The 16,967-nt window shown below is 71.8% G+C and carries 13 protein-coding genes; 6 read left to right on the forward strand and 7 right to left on the reverse strand.

Features of this window, described 5'->3' with window-relative positions; all coding sequences use genetic code 11:
- Window positions 1-30 precede the first annotated feature (30 nt).
- From LO772_RS30505 to LO772_RS30515, 3 genes are all read right to left on the reverse strand, one after another.
- Entirely contained in the window at window positions 31-1,641 is a 1,611-nt protein-coding gene (locus LO772_RS30505; protein WP_231775247.1) for a flavin-containing monooxygenase, read from the reverse strand.
- Window positions 1,642-1,719: 78 nt separating this feature from the next.
- Window positions 1,720-2,979: a cytochrome P450 gene (locus tag LO772_RS30510; RefSeq protein ID WP_231775248.1), complete on the reverse strand. Its 1,260-nt coding sequence runs from the start codon at window positions 2,977-2,979 to the stop codon at window positions 1,720-1,722.
- Window positions 2,980-3,071: 92 nt separating this feature from the next.
- Complete coding sequence (locus tag LO772_RS30515; RefSeq protein WP_231775249.1) at window positions 3,072-3,449, reverse strand: hypothetical protein; 378 nt, start codon at window positions 3,447-3,449, stop codon at window positions 3,072-3,074.
- Between the two features lie 132 nt (window positions 3,450-3,581).
- Here LO772_RS30515 and LO772_RS30520 point away from each other — a divergent pair, with 132 nt between their 5' ends.
- Window positions 3,582-5,900: a LuxR C-terminal-related transcriptional regulator gene (locus LO772_RS30520; RefSeq protein ID WP_231775250.1), complete on the forward strand. Its 2,319-nt coding sequence runs from the start codon at window positions 3,582-3,584 to the stop codon at window positions 5,898-5,900.
- A 170-nt stretch (window positions 5,901-6,070) separates the two neighbouring features.
- Window positions 6,071-8,593, forward strand: coding sequence for a CaiB/BaiF CoA transferase family protein (locus tag LO772_RS30525; protein WP_231775251.1), 2,523 nt, complete (start codon window positions 6,071-6,073; stop codon window positions 8,591-8,593).
- Window positions 8,594-8,711: 118 nt separating this feature from the next.
- Here the strand turns inward: LO772_RS30525 and LO772_RS30530 are convergent, their stop codons facing one another.
- Window positions 8,712-9,041 carry a hypothetical protein gene (locus LO772_RS30530; RefSeq protein WP_231775252.1) on the reverse strand — a complete coding sequence of 110 codons (330 nt, stop codon included), beginning with the start codon at window positions 9,039-9,041 and terminating at the stop codon, window positions 8,712-8,714.
- A gap of 224 nt (window positions 9,042-9,265) precedes the next feature.
- Here LO772_RS30530 and LO772_RS30535 point away from each other — a divergent pair, with 224 nt between their 5' ends.
- Together LO772_RS30535 and LO772_RS30540 are read left to right on the forward strand one after the other, a co-directional pair.
- On the forward strand, window positions 9,266-9,814 hold the full coding sequence (locus tag LO772_RS30535; protein WP_231775253.1) for a hypothetical protein: 549 nt from the start codon (window positions 9,266-9,268) through the stop codon (window positions 9,812-9,814).
- 49 nt (window positions 9,815-9,863) lie between these two features.
- Window positions 9,864-10,907, forward strand: coding sequence for an NADP-dependent oxidoreductase (locus tag LO772_RS30540; RefSeq protein ID WP_231775254.1), 1,044 nt, complete (start codon window positions 9,864-9,866; stop codon window positions 10,905-10,907).
- Window positions 10,908-10,920: 13 nt separating this feature from the next.
- Here the strand turns inward: LO772_RS30540 and LO772_RS30545 are convergent, their stop codons facing one another.
- Window positions 10,921-12,564, reverse strand: coding sequence for a hypothetical protein (locus LO772_RS30545; RefSeq protein WP_231775255.1), 1,644 nt, complete (start codon window positions 12,562-12,564; stop codon window positions 10,921-10,923).
- Window positions 12,565-12,668: 104 nt separating this feature from the next.
- On the opposite strand from LO772_RS30545, the gene LO772_RS30550 reads away from it, so the two are divergent.
- Complete coding sequence (locus LO772_RS30550) at window positions 12,669-14,129, forward strand: NAD-dependent succinate-semialdehyde dehydrogenase (RefSeq protein WP_231775256.1); 1,461 nt, start codon at window positions 12,669-12,671, stop codon at window positions 14,127-14,129.
- Entirely contained in the window at window positions 14,126-14,572 is a 447-nt protein-coding gene (locus LO772_RS30555; protein WP_231775257.1) for a nuclear transport factor 2 family protein, read from the forward strand. The genes LO772_RS30550 and LO772_RS30555 overlap by 4 nt, the downstream gene beginning before the upstream one ends.
- Here LO772_RS30555 and LO772_RS30560 read toward each other — a convergent pair.
- Together LO772_RS30560 and LO772_RS30565 are read right to left on the reverse strand one after the other, a co-directional pair.
- Complete coding sequence (locus LO772_RS30560) at window positions 14,541-15,359, reverse strand: HpcH/HpaI aldolase/citrate lyase family protein (RefSeq protein ID WP_231775258.1); 819 nt, start codon at window positions 15,357-15,359, stop codon at window positions 14,541-14,543. The genes LO772_RS30555 and LO772_RS30560 overlap by 32 nt on opposite strands.
- A gap of 13 nt (window positions 15,360-15,372) precedes the next feature.
- Window positions 15,373-16,962: a GMC family oxidoreductase gene (locus LO772_RS30565; protein ID WP_231775259.1), complete on the reverse strand. Its 1,590-nt coding sequence runs from the start codon at window positions 16,960-16,962 to the stop codon at window positions 15,373-15,375.
- Window positions 16,963-16,967: the final 5 nt, after the last annotated feature.

Here is a 16,967-nt window from a genome sequence, read left to right on the forward strand (position 1 = left end):
CTCCTGCCACTCCATTCGTCGTTGACCCGATCAGGATGAGAACGTGAAGCCGCGGTAGGCGTCGGCGGTGGCCGCCGTGACCCGCTCGCGGTACTGGGGCAGACCTCCGGCGTAGAGCAGGTAGGCGCGCTTGCGGCCCGGGACGTTGGACCCGAACGCCCAGGATTCGGCGGTCTCCAGCAAGGTGCCGGCGACCCCGGCGTTGACGTGGTCGATCCACTCGTCCTCGGCGGCCTCGGTGGGCTCCACGACGGTTCGGCCGCGCTCCCGCATGTCGGCTACCGTGGCCGCCACCCAGTCGGCCTGGAAATCCGTGGCCCGGGGGATCACGCCGGTGACGCTCTGCGGGCCGCCGACCAGGAACAGGTTGGGGAACCCGGCCACGGTGAGGCCGAGGTAGGTGCGCGGGCCCGCCTCCCAGTGGTCGCGCAGGGCCAGGCCGTCGCGACCGTGGATGTCGATGCGGTTGTAGGAGCCGACCACCGCCTCGAAGCCGGTGGCGAAGACGATGACGTCCAGGTCGTGGTGGCCGTGGACGGTCTCGATCCCGGTCTCGGTGAACCGGACGATCGGCTCCTCACCGGTGGAGACCAGCGACACATGGGGCTCGTTGAAGACCTCGTAGTAGCCATTCTCCAGCGGCGGTCGCTTCTGCCCGAAGCCGTGGTCCTTCGGGATCAGCCGCTCCGCCACCTCGGGGTCGTGCACGCGGGCCCGGATCCGCTCGGCGATGTAGGCGGTGACGTTGTCGTTGGCCCGCTTGTCCACGGACACGTCGCGGAAATTGCCCAGTGCCATGATCAGGCCGGGGGAGTCGTAGAGGCGGTCGAAATGGGCCCGCCGCTCGTCCGCCGACATCTCCAGCGAGGACTCCGGCATCGGGCGGTGCATCGAGCCGGACGGCGAAAGCTGAGTGGCCTCCCAGATCTCGCCGATCCTGCCGCGGATGTCGGCCATCCGCTCCGGGGTGATCGCGAAGTTGTTGATGGGCGTACACCAGTTGGGGCTCCGCTGGAACACCACCAACTGCGCGGCGTCCTTGGCCACCGGCGGGATGATCTGGACGCCGCTGGAGCCGGTGCCGATCACCGCCACCTTCTTGCCGGTGAAGTCGATCCCCTCGTCGGGCCACAGTCCGGTGTGCGCCCACTCCCCGCGGAAGTTCTCCAGCCCAGGGGCGCTGGGGAACGACGGCGCGGACAGGATCCCGAGCGCGGTGACGAGGTGGCGGGGCTTCCAGACATCACCGGTGGACGTCGTCACCGTCCACCGGTGCGCCTCGCCGTCCCACACGGCGGAGACCACCCGCTGGTCGAACGTGATGAGCCGGCGCAGGTCGAACCGGTCGACGACGTAGTTGAGGTAGCGCTCCGTCTCCGGCTGACCGGCGTACTCCTCGCTCCAGTCCCATTCCTCGATCAGCTCGGGGGAGAAGAAGTAGCCGTAGGTGTAGCTCTCGGAGTCGAAGCGCGCGCCGGGGTAGCGGTTCCAGAACCAGACGCCGCCCACCCCGGCCCCCGCTTCGACCATCCGTACGTCCACGCCCTGCCGGTTCAGCGCGTAGAGCTGGTGGATGCCGGAGATGCCGGCCCCCACGACCAGGGCGTCCAGAGTGGTGACGGTGGACTGCGACTGCGGCACGGAGATCCTCCTGCACTGGCACCCATGGTGCTCTAGTGTTATTAATCTGCACACCATGGTAATACAACAAGAGTAACTTTAGTGGCGGAGGGTGGCGCCCTCGCGCGGCCCGGGTGTGAAGCGCAGGTGGACGTCGTTGACGCCCCAGGCCAGTCCGAGGTGCTCGTGCGGGGCGGGTGCGTCGGGGTCGAGTTCGAACCGGGGGATGCGGCGGTGCAACTCCTCGAAGGCGATGCGCAGTTCGAGGCGGGCCAGGTGCAGCCCGACGCAGCGGTGCGGGCCGACACCGAAAGCCAGGTGTGGTTTGGGCGGGCGGTCGAAGATCACCTCGTCCGGGTCGGGGTAGTACTTCGGATCGCGGTTGGCCGAGCCCAGTGGCGCGTGCACCCGTTCGCCCCGGGGAATCCTGATGCCGCGGATCTCCAGGTGGTCGTCCGTGACCGTGCGCGTCGGCACCGGCGGGGTGGCCCAGCGCAGCAGTTCCTCCACCGCGGCTGGCACCCGCTCCGGGTCCTCGAACATGCGGTCCCACTGGTCCGGGCGCTGCGCGAAGTACCGCGCGCAGCGGGCCAGGACGCTCTGCACCGTGTCCAGACCGGCCATCATCATCAGGACCGAGAAGTCGAAGAGCTGGTCGTCGGTGAGCTTCCGACCGCCGATCTCGGCGTCGAGCATGACCGACATGACGTCGTTCGTCCGCGGGGCGGCCCGCCACTGCGGGATCTTCTCCGCCATGTAGGTGGCGAACTCCTGGTGGGTTCTGCCGCGGGCGGCGTTGCTCTCCTCCTCGGTGCCGCCGGGAACACCGTGCAGGAGGATGTCGGCCCAGCCGTTCATCATCTCCAGGTCCTCGCCTGGCCACCCCATGATGGCCAGGACGGTCGCGCCCGGGAACGGCACCGCGAACATCTTGACGAAGTCCACCGTGCCGTCCTCGATGAAGGCGTCGATCAGGCGGTTGCACTGCTCGCGCAGGTGGTCCTCGAGCCCGGCGACCTTCTTGGGGGCGAACTGCGGGTCGAGGATCCGGCGGACCTGCCGGTGCTCGGGACCGTCGAGCTCGATCGGTATCTGGGCTTCGCGCGCGCCGGAGAGGTTCAGCCCGTCGGGCTCGTTGGGGAAGCTGATCACCCCGCGGTTGTTGCGGCGCAGCAGATCGGAGACGTCGTCGTAGTCGGTCAGCACCCAACAGCCGTTGCCGCGCGCGGAGTAGCTGACCGGCTTGGCGGTGCGGCGGTCGGCCAACTCGGCGAGCTGCTCGTCGATGGACCGGTCGGCGTACGGGTCGTAGTCACGGCGGTAGCGCGCCCGCAGGTCGTCGCGGGAGAGGTCGGTCATCGGACTCCCAATCATGGTGACAGTTGTGGTGAGAAGGCCGGGAAGACTGGTTGTGTGTGCTGGGAAACACGACGGGAAGGCCCGCGGGCGCCTCAGGAGCCGCCGTCCTGGAGCCTGGTGAGCGCGCGCTCGATGAGCAGCCCGGCCACGAGGTCTTCGCCCAGCGGGGAGTCGAGCAGAGCGCGCAACGTCCGGATGTCGGCGTGGCCCAGGGCGTCGGCCACCAGCCGGGCAGCCTCGTCCAGAAAGGCACTGAAGGCCTCCCACGCGTTGTCGTCCGCGCACAGTGCCTTCCCCGGGGCCGGCACGATGGCGGCGACCCGCGTCACCAGGTCGGCCGCCGCGGGCGGGGTCGGGCCGGGGGAGGAGTGGAGCCGGGCCGCCGACGTGCCGCGACCGCGGCCGGCCGGGGAGCAACGAGGATGCCGTCGGGGGCTGAGTCCGGCATCGCGCCGGGTGCGACAGGTCATCGGCGGTTCCTCCACGTCGTTGTGTCGGTGTGACCGTCCACACTCGGAGCGGGTGCGAGGAAGCGCATGCGTAGAATTGCCGACATCCACTACGTATGTGACCCCGGTCACGCGGAGGCAGGTCCCGAAACGATGGCGCGCAACGAGTCGGCTGAGCGGGCGCACCTGCCCGCGGACGTCACCAGCCTGATCGGGCGCCGCGCCGAAACAGCCGAGGTCAAGCGGCTGCTCACCCGGTCTCGCCTGGTCACGTTGACCGGTCCGGGTGGCGTCGGGAAGACGCGCTTGGCCCTGCACGTGGCCCGGACCCTGCGGGGGGCCTTCCCGGACGGCGCCACGATGGTCCCGCTGGTCGACCTCTCCCAGCCCGATCTGCTCGACGCCACCGTGTCCGCGCGGATCGACCCGGGGTGGAGCCGGCCCGGGGACGCCGAGGACCCGGCCGCCCGCATCGGCACCGCCCGCGTCCTGCTGGTGCTCGACAACTGCGAGCATCTCGCCGAGCCGGTCGCGGTGTTCGTGGCCCGGCTGCTGAGCCGGTGCCCGAACCTCCATGTCCTCGCCACCAGCCGGGCCGCGCTGCGGATCGACGCAGAGGCGCTCTACCGGGTGCCGCCGCTGGCCGTGCCGGCCCCGGGCGCCCGGGTTCCGCGCGGCGCGGCCGCGGGCTACGACGGGGTCGCGCTCTTTCTCGAACGGGCCGGGGCGCTCAACGCGGAGGTCGCGGCCGGGCGGGTGGACGAGACCGTCGTCGTGGAGCTGTGCCGCCGACTGGACGGGTTGCCGCTCGCGATCGAACTGGCCGCAGCCGGGAGCAGGTGGCAGTCGGTCGAGTCGATGCTGAACCACCCGGTGCCGGACCCGCCGGCCCCCCGCTCCGCCCCGCAGCGCCACACCACGATGCGCGCGAGTCTCGACTACAGCCGTGAGCTGTGCACCCCCGAGGCCCGCCTGCTCTGGCTGCGGTTCTCCGTGTTCCGCGGCGGGGCGACGATCGACGCGGTGACGTCGGTCTGCGCGGGGCCGGGGCTGCCGCCGGAAGCCGTCGCCTCCGCGCTGTTCGAGCTGGTGGAGAAGTCCGTCGTGAACCTCGACGGCTCGCGGTACACGATGCTGGAGACCATCCGCCGCTACGGCGCCCGGATGCTGGCGGAGTCCGGCGAGGCGGACGCGGTCCGCCGGGCCCACCTGGCCGTATACGCCGGCCTGGCCGAACGCGTGCGACAGGGCTGGTTCGGCCTGCACCAGCGGGAGCTGCACGCGCAGGTGCTGAGCGAACACGCGAACGTACGGGCCGCGTTGGAGACGTCGCTGGGCGACACGGCCACCGCGCGCACCGGGCTGCGGTTGGCCTTGGCCTTGTTCACCTACTGGATCGGCTCCGGCGTCCCCGGGGAGGGCCGTCGCTGGCTGGGCCGGCTGCTGGACGTCGTGGACGAGTCGGCCGCCGAGCGGGCCGAGGCGCTGTGGCAGTACGGCTTCCTCAGCGTCGTCGACGGTGATATTCCGGCGGCGCGGGAGCTTCTGGCGGAGAGCTGGAGCCTGGCCGGGCGCCTCGGCGACGCGGAGACCGCCGCGCACGCGCGCTGGACGATGGGGCTCGCCGAGCTGTTCGACGGGCGCGTGGACGCGGGCATCGATCACCTGGAGGCGGGGATCGCCCAGGCGCGCGCCTGCCCGGACAGCGTCCCGTTCCTCACCGACGCGCTGATCAACCTGGGCCTCGCCTACTGCTACCGCGGCGATCTGGACCAGGCGCGGGCGGTGCTCGCCGAGGCCACCCGCCTGTGCTCCGCCACCGGTGAGGAGTTGCTGTTCTCCTGGATCCTGGTCTTCCGCGCGCTGGAAGCGCTGCTGTCCGGCCGCGTCGGCGAGGCACAGGAACTGGCCCGGGAGGCGCTGCGCCGCAAGCGCGAGTTGGTCAACCTCCAGGGCATGGTCTGGGCCGTCGAGGTGCTGGCCTGGGCGGCCATGGACGGCGGCCAGGCCCGGCGGGCGGCTCTTCTGCTGGAGGCGGCCGGGGCCCGCGCCGAGGACTTCGGGCCCGCCTACCACGGTTTCCCGGGGATGCGGGAGTGGCACGAGCACTACGCACTGCGGGCCCGGGACGAACTGGGCAAGGAGTACGCCGCCGTTTCCACCCGCGGCCGGGAGATGTCCCTGGGGGAGTTGGTGACCGAGGCACTGAGCGAGGCCGGGGAGGGCGAGGCGCCCGCGGCGGCCGTTGCGCCGGCCGGTGACTCTGTGCTGCACGACCTGCCGCTGACCCCACGGGAGCGCCAGATAGCGGGGCTGCTGGCCACCGGGAAGACCAACCGGGAGATCGCCGCCGCTCTGGTGATCGCGCCGCGCACGGTCGACACGCACGTCCAGCGGATCCTCACCAAGCTCGACTTCACGTCGCGCAGCCAGGTGGTGGCCCTGGTCGTCGGCGGAGACCGCGGGCGCTGAACACGAAACATTATTGTAACTGGGCAGAGAAGCCCGCGCCCGGCAGTGCCCCTGTCCTCCTGGTATGCTCGCTGACCTGGAATGTCGCTGGTCAGCACGGCAAAGCTCAGTTGTGCTGTAAGCAAGCTTACAGTTGTGTTTAAATTGGGAACGTCTTATCGTCCACTCATATGAGTGCACCATCGGAAGTCCCGACCACCCGGCCGTCCACGCCTCTTTCCGGACTGCGGGTCCTCGACCTGTGCCGCGTCGTCTCCGGTCCCTTCGGCTCGCTCCTGCTTGCCGATCTCGGTGCGGAGGTGATCCGTGTCGAGTCGCTGCCGCACGGCGCGCCGAAGGGGGAGATCGACCCGGCCCGCCTCAGCGAGGACGAGGCGTTCAACTGGGGCCTGTCCCGCAACAAACACTCGGTGAGCCTGAACCTGAAGACCGACGAGGGCCGCGACCTGTTCCACCGGCTGGTGACGGAGGCGGACGTCGTCGTCGACAATTTCCGGCCCGGCGTCACCCGGCGGCTCGGGGTCGACCGGGAGTCGTTGCTGCCGTTCAACCCGTCGATCATCACCTGCTCGCTGACCGGCTTCGGCGGCGACGGGCCCTGGGCCACGATGCCCGCGTACGACCCGATCGTGCAGGCCATGTGCGGAACGATGAACTACACCCGACTGGCTCCGGAGCGTCCCCCGGTGCGCTGGGGCATTCCGATCGGGGACCTGTTCGCGGGCGTCTTCAGCGCGATCGGGGTGACCGGAGCGGTGATCCACCGCGACCGGACCGGCGCGGGCCAGCACGTCGACGTCTCGATGCTCGACGTCATGCTCGCCCTCAACACCTACCGCGTGCCGCAGGCCCTCAGCTTCGGCCAGGAACCGTCGCCGTCGCCGTACGAAGGCGGCCAGGGTACGGTGCCGTTCGGCAACTTCGCGTGCGCCGAGGGCTGGGTCGCGATCTGCATCAGCCAGCGGATGTGGCCCGCCGCGGCCCGCGTCATGGAGCGCCCGGACCTGCTGACCGACGACCGGTTCAGCACCGGCCCGGCGCGGCACGCGCACCGCGAGGAACTCGTCGAGCTTCTGCGGGGGGTGTTCCGCACCCGCACCGCGGACTGGTGGCAGAAGCACCTCATGGACGCCGGCGTCGTGTGCGGGAAGGTCACCGGTGTCGCCGACGTCTTCAGGCACCCGCAGGTCCGGGCCCGCGGGATGTCGGTGGAGGTCACCGACGAGTTCGGACGTACCGCCACCGTCGCGGGCGATGCGCTCAAGTTCAGCGACTCCACCACCTGGCGGGCCCCCCGGCAGACCGGGGCGGACACGGCGATGGTGCTCGGTTCCCTGCTGGGGCTCGACGCGGCGGAGTTGGACCGCCTCGCCGCGGCCGGCGTGATCCACTGCGGCGACGACCGCGGCGCCGTACCGCTGGTCGCGCGCTGGGCGCCGCACGCCGAGGCGGACGCCTCCCGTCGGGTCGGGCGGGCCCTGGAGGGCACGGTCGTCCTGGAGATGAACGGCGACGAGCCCAGCAAGGGCTTCGCGGCCCAGCTCCTGGCCGACCTCGGCGCCGACGTGATCCGTGTCGAGCGGCCGTTCGGCCAGGTGATGGAGCCCTACCCGGACGTGGCCCGCGAGGCGTCGTTCCGGGCCGGCCTGAACCGGGGCAAGCGCAGCGTCGTCGCCGACCTGAAGACCGCCGAGGGGCGCCGGTTCCTGCTCGGCCTGGCCTCGCGGGCCGACGTCATGCTCGACAACTACCGGCCGGGCGTCCTCCAACGGCTCGGCCTGGACTTCACGTCGTTGCGGACGCGGAACGACCGGCTCATCCAGACCTCGATCACCGGGTTCGGCCACACCGGCCCGTGGAGCGCGTTTCCGGCCTTCGACAACGCGATCCAGGCGCTCGGCGGCGGCATGAGCATCACCGTCGACCACACCAGCCCGGAGGTCCCGATCCGCTGGGGCAACCCGATCGGCGGCCTGACCGGCGCGCTGTTCGCCGCATTGGGCACGTTGGGCGCCCTGCGGCTGCGCTCGCTGCGCGGGCACGGCCGGCACGTGGACGTGAGCCTGCTGGACGCCCAGGTGGCCCTGCTCTCCTACCGGGCGCCGCAAGCGGTCACCGTGGGCAAGGAGTTCCTCCCCGAGCCGCGGCGGGGCGGCACCGGTTCCCTGCCGTTCGGGGTGTTCCGCACCGCCGACGACCGCTGGTTCACCATCTGCATCACGCAGCAGTTCTGGGCCCCGTTCTGCCGGGCCGCGGACCACCCCGAGTGGATCGACGACCCCCGGTTCGCCACCGAGGCGTTGCGGCAGGAGCACGAGGATGCCCTGTACGCGGCGGTCGAGCCGAGCTTTCTGAAGCGGTCGGCGGCCGAATGGGAGGCGCTGTTCTTCTCGCTCAAGCTGCCGGGGGCCATGGTGCTGTCGGTCAACGAGGCCTTCTCGCACCCCCAGGCGGTGGCGCGGGGGATGCGGACGCGAATCTCCGACCCGGACGTCGCCGCCGGCATCGAAGTGGCCGGTGCGGCCGTGAAGTTCGGTGCCGACCCGGAGCCCGCCCCGGCAAGCGCGCCGGTCCCGGGCGGCGACACCGCTCTGGTGGCGGCCGAGTTCGGCCTCGACGCTCCGCCGGCGGACGTCAGGACTCCGGCGCAGCGGTGGAACGGTGCCGCCCGGGAGTCCGACGCCACCGTCTGATCCGCACCTGACCGAGCCCGGTTCCGCCAGTCCGGCGGGATCGGGCTTTGTTGTGCGGGGGCCGCATGAGAAGAGATCACATCAGGGGGCACTGATGTCAAGCGATGCTATTGACAGATCAAGCGTTGGCGAGGCCGACGCCGCATTCGGTCACGGCGGCGGCGAGAAGGTTCGCGCAGTGGACGCCGTCCTCGTGCGCGAGGCGCGCCGCCAGCGCCAGGAGTGACGCTCCGTCCAGGCGGCCGGTCTTGGGGGACAGCACCAAGGGCGCGGCCTGCCGCGGCGGCGTCATGAGCGTGGCGTCGTCCAGGAGGTGCTGGAGGCGGCGTGCAGTGGAGAAGACGAGCTCCTCCCAGGCCAGGTAGCCGAAGCTGTCATGTGCCGCGGGCGGCTCGGGCAGCAGTTCGGCTGCCTGCCGGGCCACCGCCACCGCGCTCTCGTGGGCCACGTCGCCTCCCGGATGTCGCTGTCATAGCCGTCGCACACGCTATGGCGCGCTACGAATGAACGTCAAGGGATGCTATTGACACTTTCCTGGGTCACGCCTCAAGCTGTACCTACACGTCGAGAAGAGGCAGGTGATCGCGGGAGGACTTCTCCGGAGGCCATGACAACGCGTGCTCCTGTCTAGGTGCTATCGTGCTGTTGAGGCGATTACCACTGGAGGACGAGATGCACCGGGATCGCACCGCACGCTTGCGCATCCGCCAATTCCTTGCCGCGTCGGGCCCTGTCGTGGACCCGTCCGGATACGCCACGGGGGTGCTGAAGGACGCCATCGGCTATTCCGGCAGCTCGGTCGCGTTCATCCAGCTCATCGCGACGATGGACCGCGAAGGTGAGATCGCGCGCGAGATCCGCGGCAAGCGGACGTACAAGATCGAGGGATTGGGTGTGCCGCCCACGCCCACGGCCGATGCGCTCGCCCCCGTGGAGCCGGCCCGCGCGACGGCCACCGTCGCCGTCCCGGGTCAGCCGACGATCGAGATCGACTACACGCTGCTGGCCCAGGCCCTGATCCGCGAGCTGCTCGTGGCCACCGTGGCCGCGAAGGAAGCCCCGGACACCGCCGCGGCGGAGGAGGACCAGCTCAAGGCCGAGCGCGACGAGTACGCCCGCCGCCTGAAGCTGGCCCGCGCCCAACTCGACGAGTTGCTGGGCAAGCCGATCAGCGCGGGCCTGCGCGGCGACGACGCGGCGGCCGGACGCACCACCGACTGATACCGGGCCACGGTCCGCCGCCCCGGACACCGAGACAGGCGGAGGCACCGTGGACCGCACCATCCCGAGCACCCAGCGACGCGTCACCCTGGCCGCCCGCCCCGAGGGGGCACCGCGCCTTTCCGACTTCGCCGTACGCGTCGGCCCGGTGCCCACACCGGCCGACGGCGAGGTCCTGGTCCGGACCGTCTACCTGTCCCTGGACCCGTACCTGCGGGGCCGGATGGGCTCGTCGGCCGCGCACTCCTCCGCGACGCCGGCGGTGCCGCTGGGCGGGGTCATGGAGGGCGGGACGGTCGGCGAGGTGGCGCTCTCGGCCGCGGCCGGGTTCGCCCCGGGCGACCTGGTGACCGGGAACTCCGGCTGGCAGGAGTACGCCGTACAGCCCGCCGCGGCGTTGCGGCGGCTCGACCCGGCGGCGGCCCCGGTCTCGACCGCCCTGGGCATCCTGGGCATGCCCGGACTGACCGGCTGGGCCGGGCTCGTCGAGATCGGCAGGCCCCGGCCGGGGGAGACCGTCGTGGTCGCCGCGGCGACCGGCGTCGTCGGGTCCGTGGTCGGGCAGCTCGCGAGGCGGCGGGGCGCCCGCGCGGTCGGCATCGCGGGCGGGCCGGACAAGGTCGCCTGGCTGCGCGCCGCCGGGTTCGATGCCGCCATCGACCATCGCGCGCCCGACTTCGCCGGGCAACTCGCCGCGGCCACCCCGGACGGCATCGACGTCTATGTCGAGAACGTCGGCGGAAGGGTCTGGGACGCGGTGTGGCCGCGGCTGAACCGCCACGCCCGGGTCCCGGTCTGCGGCGTGGCGTCGGCCTACAGCGCCACCGGCCGGGGGACCGGCGACATGTCCGCGCTCTTGTCGCACCTCGTGACGCGGAGCATCACGATGCGCGGCTTCGCGTTCCACGAATTCGCCCACCTGCGGCCGCAGTTCGAGGCCGAGGTGGCGGCCGGCCTGCGCGCCGGCGAGCTGGTGCACCACGAGGAGGTCGTGACCGGGCTGGACCGCGCCCCGGCCGCGTTCCTCGGCATGCTGGCCGGCGAACACCTCGGCAAGCGCCTCGTGCGGGTGGGGGCGGATCCCACCCGCTGAGCACCGCGCGCCGTCAGGCGAGCATCGCGTGGATCTCCCGCTCCGCGATCGCCCGCGCCTCCGTCTCGTCCAGGGCCACGCCGCCGGTCTTCAGGACGCGGCTGATGCCCCGTCGGGCATCGTCGCGGTAGCGGGCGTCGATGACGTCGAACTCCAGGTTCTTGATGTAGATCCGCAGCCGGTCCCGCAGCGAACCGTCGGTCAGCGCGGCCTCGACCACCTCGGGCAGCAGGCTGGTGGAGACCAGCAGGGCGTGCGCCACCTTGCGGGCCCGGTCGTCGCGCAGCCCCAGGAGCACCTCCGGCTGGGAGGAGCGGATGATGTGGTCCTTCCACCAGTCGAAGTCGGGCTCGGAGTCGATCGCGCTCAACTCGATGTTCCGTTGCAGCAGGGTGCGGGTCAGGACCTCGACGGCGTACTCGACGTAGCGGTGCCGCTCGCGCCCGGACAGCGCGGCGGCGTAGGCGCGCAGGTCCCGCCGGGCGTCGGGAGCCGAGAAGCAGTAGCGGCGGATGCCGTGGATCTCCGGGTCCAGCAGCGCGTATTCGTAGTTCACGATACGGAACGGGTTGGCGCCGCTTTCGAGTTGCACCGGCCAGGCGTCGGCGCCGGACTCCGGGGTGAACGCCCACGGCTCCGGCGGGCGCGCGGCGTCGCGCATCATGTCCCGCAGGATCGGGGCGCCGTAGAAGCGCTGCGGCAGCAGCGGGCCCGGTCCTCGCGAATAGGCGATGCTCACCCCGGCCGCCTGCGCCCGGCGCAGGAAGCGGTTGTTGTCGAGATAGGTCAGCGACGCCGTGAACCGCGTCAGCGGCGACGGCCGCAGCCCCCCGACGTGGAACACCGCGTCCAGCAGCCGCTCGACCCAGTCCTCGCCCCACACCTCGCGCGCCGCGCCCCGCAGGTTGCGGCCGACGTCGCCCCGCTCGTCGGGGTACAGCGCCCCGACGGTGGCGCTGCCGAACAGGGCCAGCAGCGCGGTGGCGGGGGAGTCGAAGCCGGCGTTGCCCCGAGCCGAACGGACCAGGACGCCGAGCGCGTCCGCCAGCCCGCCGAACGGCGTGGCGGTGTCGACGGTGATCGACGGCTCCAGCTCGGACAGCAGAGTCAGCCCCTCCGGGGTGAACTCGCGCTGTTCGTCGCCGAGACCCATCGACGCCACGACGAACTCGGCCAGCACACGGATCTGTTCCGGGGTGTGGTTGTCGTAGCTGTCGTCCACGACCGCGCGGCGCACCTCGCGGGCCAACGTGTCCGCGTCGCGCTCGACGAGCTCCAGGAAGTCCAGGACCTCGCGCCGGCGGCCGCTCGCGAACGGTACGTCGCGCGAGCGGCGGTTAGCGGCGATCGCGATCTCCGCCAACGACACCTTCGGACCGTAGCGGCTGGTGGAGCCGGATCCCGCGTAGGAACGGACGACCCCGTTGCGGACCCACTGGTTCACGGCTTGGCGGCTGACGCCAACCGCCCGCGAGGCCTCGGCCTGCGTCACCAGGTCGGCGGGCAGTTCGTCCGAGACGGTCTTGGTCCGGAGCCGCTCGGCGGCCCGTTCGAGTGCGCGCACCAGTTCGGGTACGGGAACGGCCCCGCTCTCCCCGAGGGTGAGCGCGAGTCGTTCGAGCGCGATCGAGATCGACTCGTCACCGGTGTTCTGCATAGTACTTATCTTATTGCGAATGCCCGCTGCCCCGGCTTCCCTGCATGTCGGCGCCGTCCCGGTGACACCTGGACGACCACAATAATGTTCGTAATAATGCCCTGATGAGCTATGAACATAATAACGAGCGGGCCGACGTCTTCGTCGGCGGCCGCTGGCGCCCCGGCGGCGCCGGCGAGTTCGAGGTCCTGGACCCGGCCACCGGAGCCGTCGTCTCCCGGGTCTCGGACGGGACCGACGCCGACGGCGTCGCCGCGGTGGACGCCGCGGTCGCGGCCTTTCCCGGCTGGGCCGCGACCGCTCCGCGGGAGCGCTCCGAACTGCTGCGCCGCACCTTCGAGCTGATGCTGCGCGACCGGGAGCAGTTGGCCGCCCTGATCAGCGCCGAGAACGGCAAGGCGCTCGCCGACGCGCGCGGCGAGGTCACCTATGCCGCGGAGTTCTTCCGCTGGTTCGCCGAGGAAGCGGTGCGCACCGCCGGCGACTTCGGGTCGGACCCCGCGGGCGGCACCCGGACCGTGGTGACGCACCGGCCGGTCGGCGTCGCCGCGTTGGTCACGCCGTGGAACTTCCCGGCCGCGATGGCCACCCGCAAGCTCGCCCCGGCGCTCGCGGCCGGATGCACCGCGGTGCTCAAGCCGGCCTCGCAGACGCCGCTCACCGCGCTGGCCCTCACCCGCCTGCTGGTCGAGTCCGGGCTGCCCGACGGCGTCGTCAACGTCGTGCCCACCCGGCGGTCCGGCCCGCTGGTGTCGGCGTGGCTGGCCGATCCGCGCGTGCGGAAGATCTCGTTCACCGGCTCGACCGAAGTCGGCCGCGTGCTGCTGAAACAGACCGCGGACCGCGTGGTCAACACCTCGATGGAACTGGGCGGCAACGCGCCGTTCGTGATCACCGCCGACGCGGACCTGGACACCGCCGTGACGGCCGCGATGCTCGCCAAGTTCCGCGGCGGCGGCCAGGCGTGCACCGCGGCGAACCGCTTCTACGTCCACGAGGACGTCGCCGCGGCGTTCACCGACCGCTTCGGCGCCGCGGTCGAGAAGCTCAGCGTCGGCGCCGCCCTCCAGGGCCACGAGATCGGCCCGCTGATCTCGGCCGACGCCGTCGCGGAGGTCGGTGCGCTCGTGGAGCGGGCCGTCCTCGCGGGCGCGACCATCACGCACCAGGCCAAGGCTCCCGACGACGGCGGCTTCTACTTCCCCCCGACCGTGCTGACGAACGTCGCACCGGACGCCGAGATCGTCCGGACCGAGATCTTCGGCCCCGTCGCCCCGCTGGTGACGTGGAACGACGAAGCGCAGCTGCTGCGCATGGTCAACGACACCGAGATGGGGTTGGCGGCGTACGTGGTGTCCGGCGAACTCGGCCGGGCGATGCGCCTGGCCGAGCGCATCGACGCCGGCATGGTCGGGATCAACCGGGGCCTGGTCTCGGACCCCTCCGCGCCGTTCGGCGGCATGAAGCAGAGCGGCCTGGGCCGCGAGGGGGCCCGGGCCGGCCTCGAGGAGTTCCTGGAGACGCAGTACTTCAGCATCGACTGGCGCGACGGAGGCGAGCGATGAGCGACGACGTCCGGGACCGGCTCGACATCGAGCGGGCCATGCGGCACTACGCCGTCGGCCTCGACGAGCGCAAGTGGGACGAGTGGGACCGCGCGTTCACCGCGGACGGCATCATCGACTTCACCGCGATGGGCGGCAAGCGGGAGACCCGCGACCAGATGCGGGAGCGGCTGAGCAAGCCTGACCCGACCTGGCTGTTCGCGCAACACCCGCTCTACAACACGGTCGTCGCCGTCGACGGCGACACCGCGACGGCGTTCTCGCACTTCCAGATGGAGACCGGGCGCCGCGCCGCGGACGGCCGGGTCACCCGGGTCTCCGGCGGCGGCTCGTACGCGGACACGCTGGCCCGGACCCCCGAGGGGTGGCGCATCACCGAGCGCCGCGTGTTCCTCAAATGGAAGCACACCTTCACGGTCGAGGACGAGGTCGAACGAGGCTGAGGACGCGACGCGCCCGTGTCACCACGGGCGCGTCGACCATCGCGCCGTCCACCACGACGACTCCCGACGACGATGCCGCAGCCGCGGCGACGATCCGCTCGCCCCAGGCCAGTTCGGCGGCCGAGGGGGAGAAGGCGGCGTTGACGGCGGGGACCTGCTTGGGGTGGATGCACAGCTTGCCGCCCAGGCCCAGCTCCCGGGCGTGCGCCAGGTCGGCGTCGAGCACCGCCGGGTCGTCGAGGCGGACCGTGACGCCGTCGAGCGGGCCGGGCAGGCCCGCGGCGGCCGACGCCATCACCAGGCGGCCGCGACTGTAGGCGAACGCCGTTCGCGAGGCCGGGTCCACGCCAAGGTCGGCCGCGAGGTCGACGGTCCCGAGCGCCAGCCGGACCACCCCCGCGGCCGCGATCTCGTCGGCCGCGACCACCCCCCGCGGCGTCTCCACCAGGGCCAGCACCGCGCCGACGCGGGCACCGACCGCGGCCACCTGGGCGGCCGAGTCGGTCTTGGGCAGCATGACGACGGCGCCGGTACCGGCCAGCGCGGCGAGTTCCGCGTCGTGGGTCGCGGTCCCGACGCCGTTCACGCGGACGACGGCGGCGTTGCCCGCGCCCAGCCACGCGACGACGTGCTCCAGCGCCTGCGCCTTGGCCCCGGGCGCGACGGCGTCCTCCAGGTCCAGCACGACCGCGTCCGCCCCGCTCGCGGCGGCCTTGGCGAAACGCTCGGGCCGGTCGCCCGGCACGAACAGGAAGCTGCGGGCCGAGCCGGCGTTGACTGCCGTCACGCGTCCTCCAGGATCAGCGACGCCGCGTGCCACGCCAGTGCGTGCGTCGGCGCCGAGGTGTTCCCGAGGGCTGGTACGGGAACACCGACGCATCGACCACCCGCAGGCCGATCGTACCCCGCACGCGCAGGCGCTCGTCGACGACGTCGTCGGGGTTCGGGCCCATCGCGCAACTCCCCAGCGGGTGGTAGCCGGAGGCGCCCTGGAACAGGCCGACCTGCGCGAAGTCGGCCTCGCTCCGGACGTCGGGACCGGGGATCCGCTCCTCGGTGACCAGGTCGGCCACCGGGCCGGCGCCGAACAGCTCGCGCACGCGCCCGCCGACCTTGGACAGGATCCGCCGGTCCTCCTCGGTGTCGAGGAAGTTGGGCTGGATCGCCACCGGGTCCCCGGGGTCCGGGCCGGTGATGTGGATGTGCCCGCGGCTGGTCGGGCGCAGCGGGTACGCGGCCAGCATCAAGCCCGGCTCGTCGTCGACGGTGAGCTTGTCGTTGTGCATCGTCTTCCCCTTCATCGAGAGGGGGTTGAAGAAGCCGCAGGTGTCGGGGCGGTCGGACGTGGGGTCGGCCTTGAAGTAGACCAGGCAGGTCGCCGAGCCGGCGGCGATGATCCCGTCCCGGCGCAGCAGGTACTTCGCCCCCTGGTACATGCGCTTGGGCCCGCTGTTCACGAGCGGGTTGAACCCGCCGGCGGCGCCCGGCCGGATCTTGTACATGAAGCGCAGCCCGCGGTGTTCGTTCAGCTTCTCGCCGACGTTCGGGCTGTCCGCGACGACCTTCACCCCGGCCCGCGCGAGCACGTCCGCCCGCCCGACTCCGGAGCGCTCCAACAGCGTCGGGGTGTCCAGCGAGCCGCCGCAGACCAGGACTTCCTTGCGGGCGCGGATCTCGATGTGGCGCCCCTTGTGCCGGGTGAGGACGCCGACCGCGCGGGTGCCGTGGAAGAGGATCCGCCCCACTTCCGTGCCGGTGGCCAGGGTGACGTTGCCGCGTTTGAGCGCCGGTCGCAGGAAGGCGCCGGCGGCGGTGACGCGCAGCCCGCCCTTGGTGGAGAACTGCGTGTAGCCGGTGCGCTCGGCGTCCGAGCCGTTGATGTCGAGGACCCGCTTGACCCCGGCCGCGGCGCACGAGGCCATGAACGCCTCGGACACCGGCTCGGTCGGTGCGGTGAGCTCGACGCTCACCGGGCCGCTGCCGCCGTGCAGGTCGGACGCGCCGAGCTGGAAGGACTCCAGGTGCCGGTAGGCGTCCAGGAAGGTGTCCCAGCCCCAGCCGGGACTCCCCTCCTCGACCAGGCGGTCGAAGTCGCCGGCCCAACCGCGGTTCCAGACCAGGCCGTTGATGGTGGTCGAACCGCCGACGACGCGGCCGCGCCACCACGCGTCGGTGGCGTGGTCCGGCCCGAACGGCCCGGCGGTGAACTTCTTCGCGTACCGGTCGGAGTGCATGGTGAAGAAGAAGCCCTTGGGCACCAGGTGCATCGGGTTGCGGTCGTGCCCGCCGGCCTCGATCACCAATATGGTCGCCCGCGACCCGGCCGAGAGCCGCTCGGCCAGGACCGAACCGCCCGCGCCGGACCCGATGATGACGTAGTCGAACTCCATGGTTC

The organism is Yinghuangia sp. ASG 101 (genome assembly GCF_021165735.1).
Classification (GTDB): Bacteria; Actinomycetota; Actinomycetes; order Streptomycetales; family Streptomycetaceae; genus Yinghuangia.

What these genes read in the sequence shown, in the direction of transcription:
- LO772_RS30510 (WP_231775248.1), bottom strand. Translation starts at nt 2,979, where the DNA reads ATGACCGACCTCTCCCGCGACGACCTGCGGGCGCGCTACCGCCGTGAC.
- LO772_RS30515 (WP_231775249.1), bottom strand. Translation starts at nt 3,449, where the DNA reads ATGACCTGTCGCACCCGGCGCGATGCCGGACTCAGCCCCCGACGGCAT.
- LO772_RS30520 (WP_231775250.1), top strand. Translation starts at nt 3,582, where the DNA reads ATGGCGCGCAACGAGTCGGCTGAGCGGGCGCACCTGCCCGCGGACGTC.
- LO772_RS30525 (WP_231775251.1), top strand. Translation starts at nt 6,071, where the DNA reads ATGAGTGCACCATCGGAAGTCCCGACCACCCGGCCGTCCACGCCTCTT.
- LO772_RS30535 (WP_231775253.1), top strand. Translation starts at nt 9,266, where the DNA reads ATGCACCGGGATCGCACCGCACGCTTGCGCATCCGCCAATTCCTTGCC.
- LO772_RS30545 (WP_231775255.1), bottom strand. Translation starts at nt 12,564, where the DNA reads ATGCAGAACACCGGTGACGAGTCGATCTCGATCGCGCTCGAACGACTC.
- LO772_RS30550 (WP_231775256.1), top strand. Translation starts at nt 12,669, where the DNA reads ATGAGCTATGAACATAATAACGAGCGGGCCGACGTCTTCGTCGGCGGC.
- LO772_RS30555 (WP_231775257.1), top strand. Translation starts at nt 14,126, where the DNA reads ATGAGCGACGACGTCCGGGACCGGCTCGACATCGAGCGGGCCATGCGG.
- LO772_RS30565 (WP_231775259.1), bottom strand. Translation starts at nt 16,962, where the DNA reads ATGGAGTTCGACTACGTCATCATCGGGTCCGGCGCGGGCGGTTCGGTC.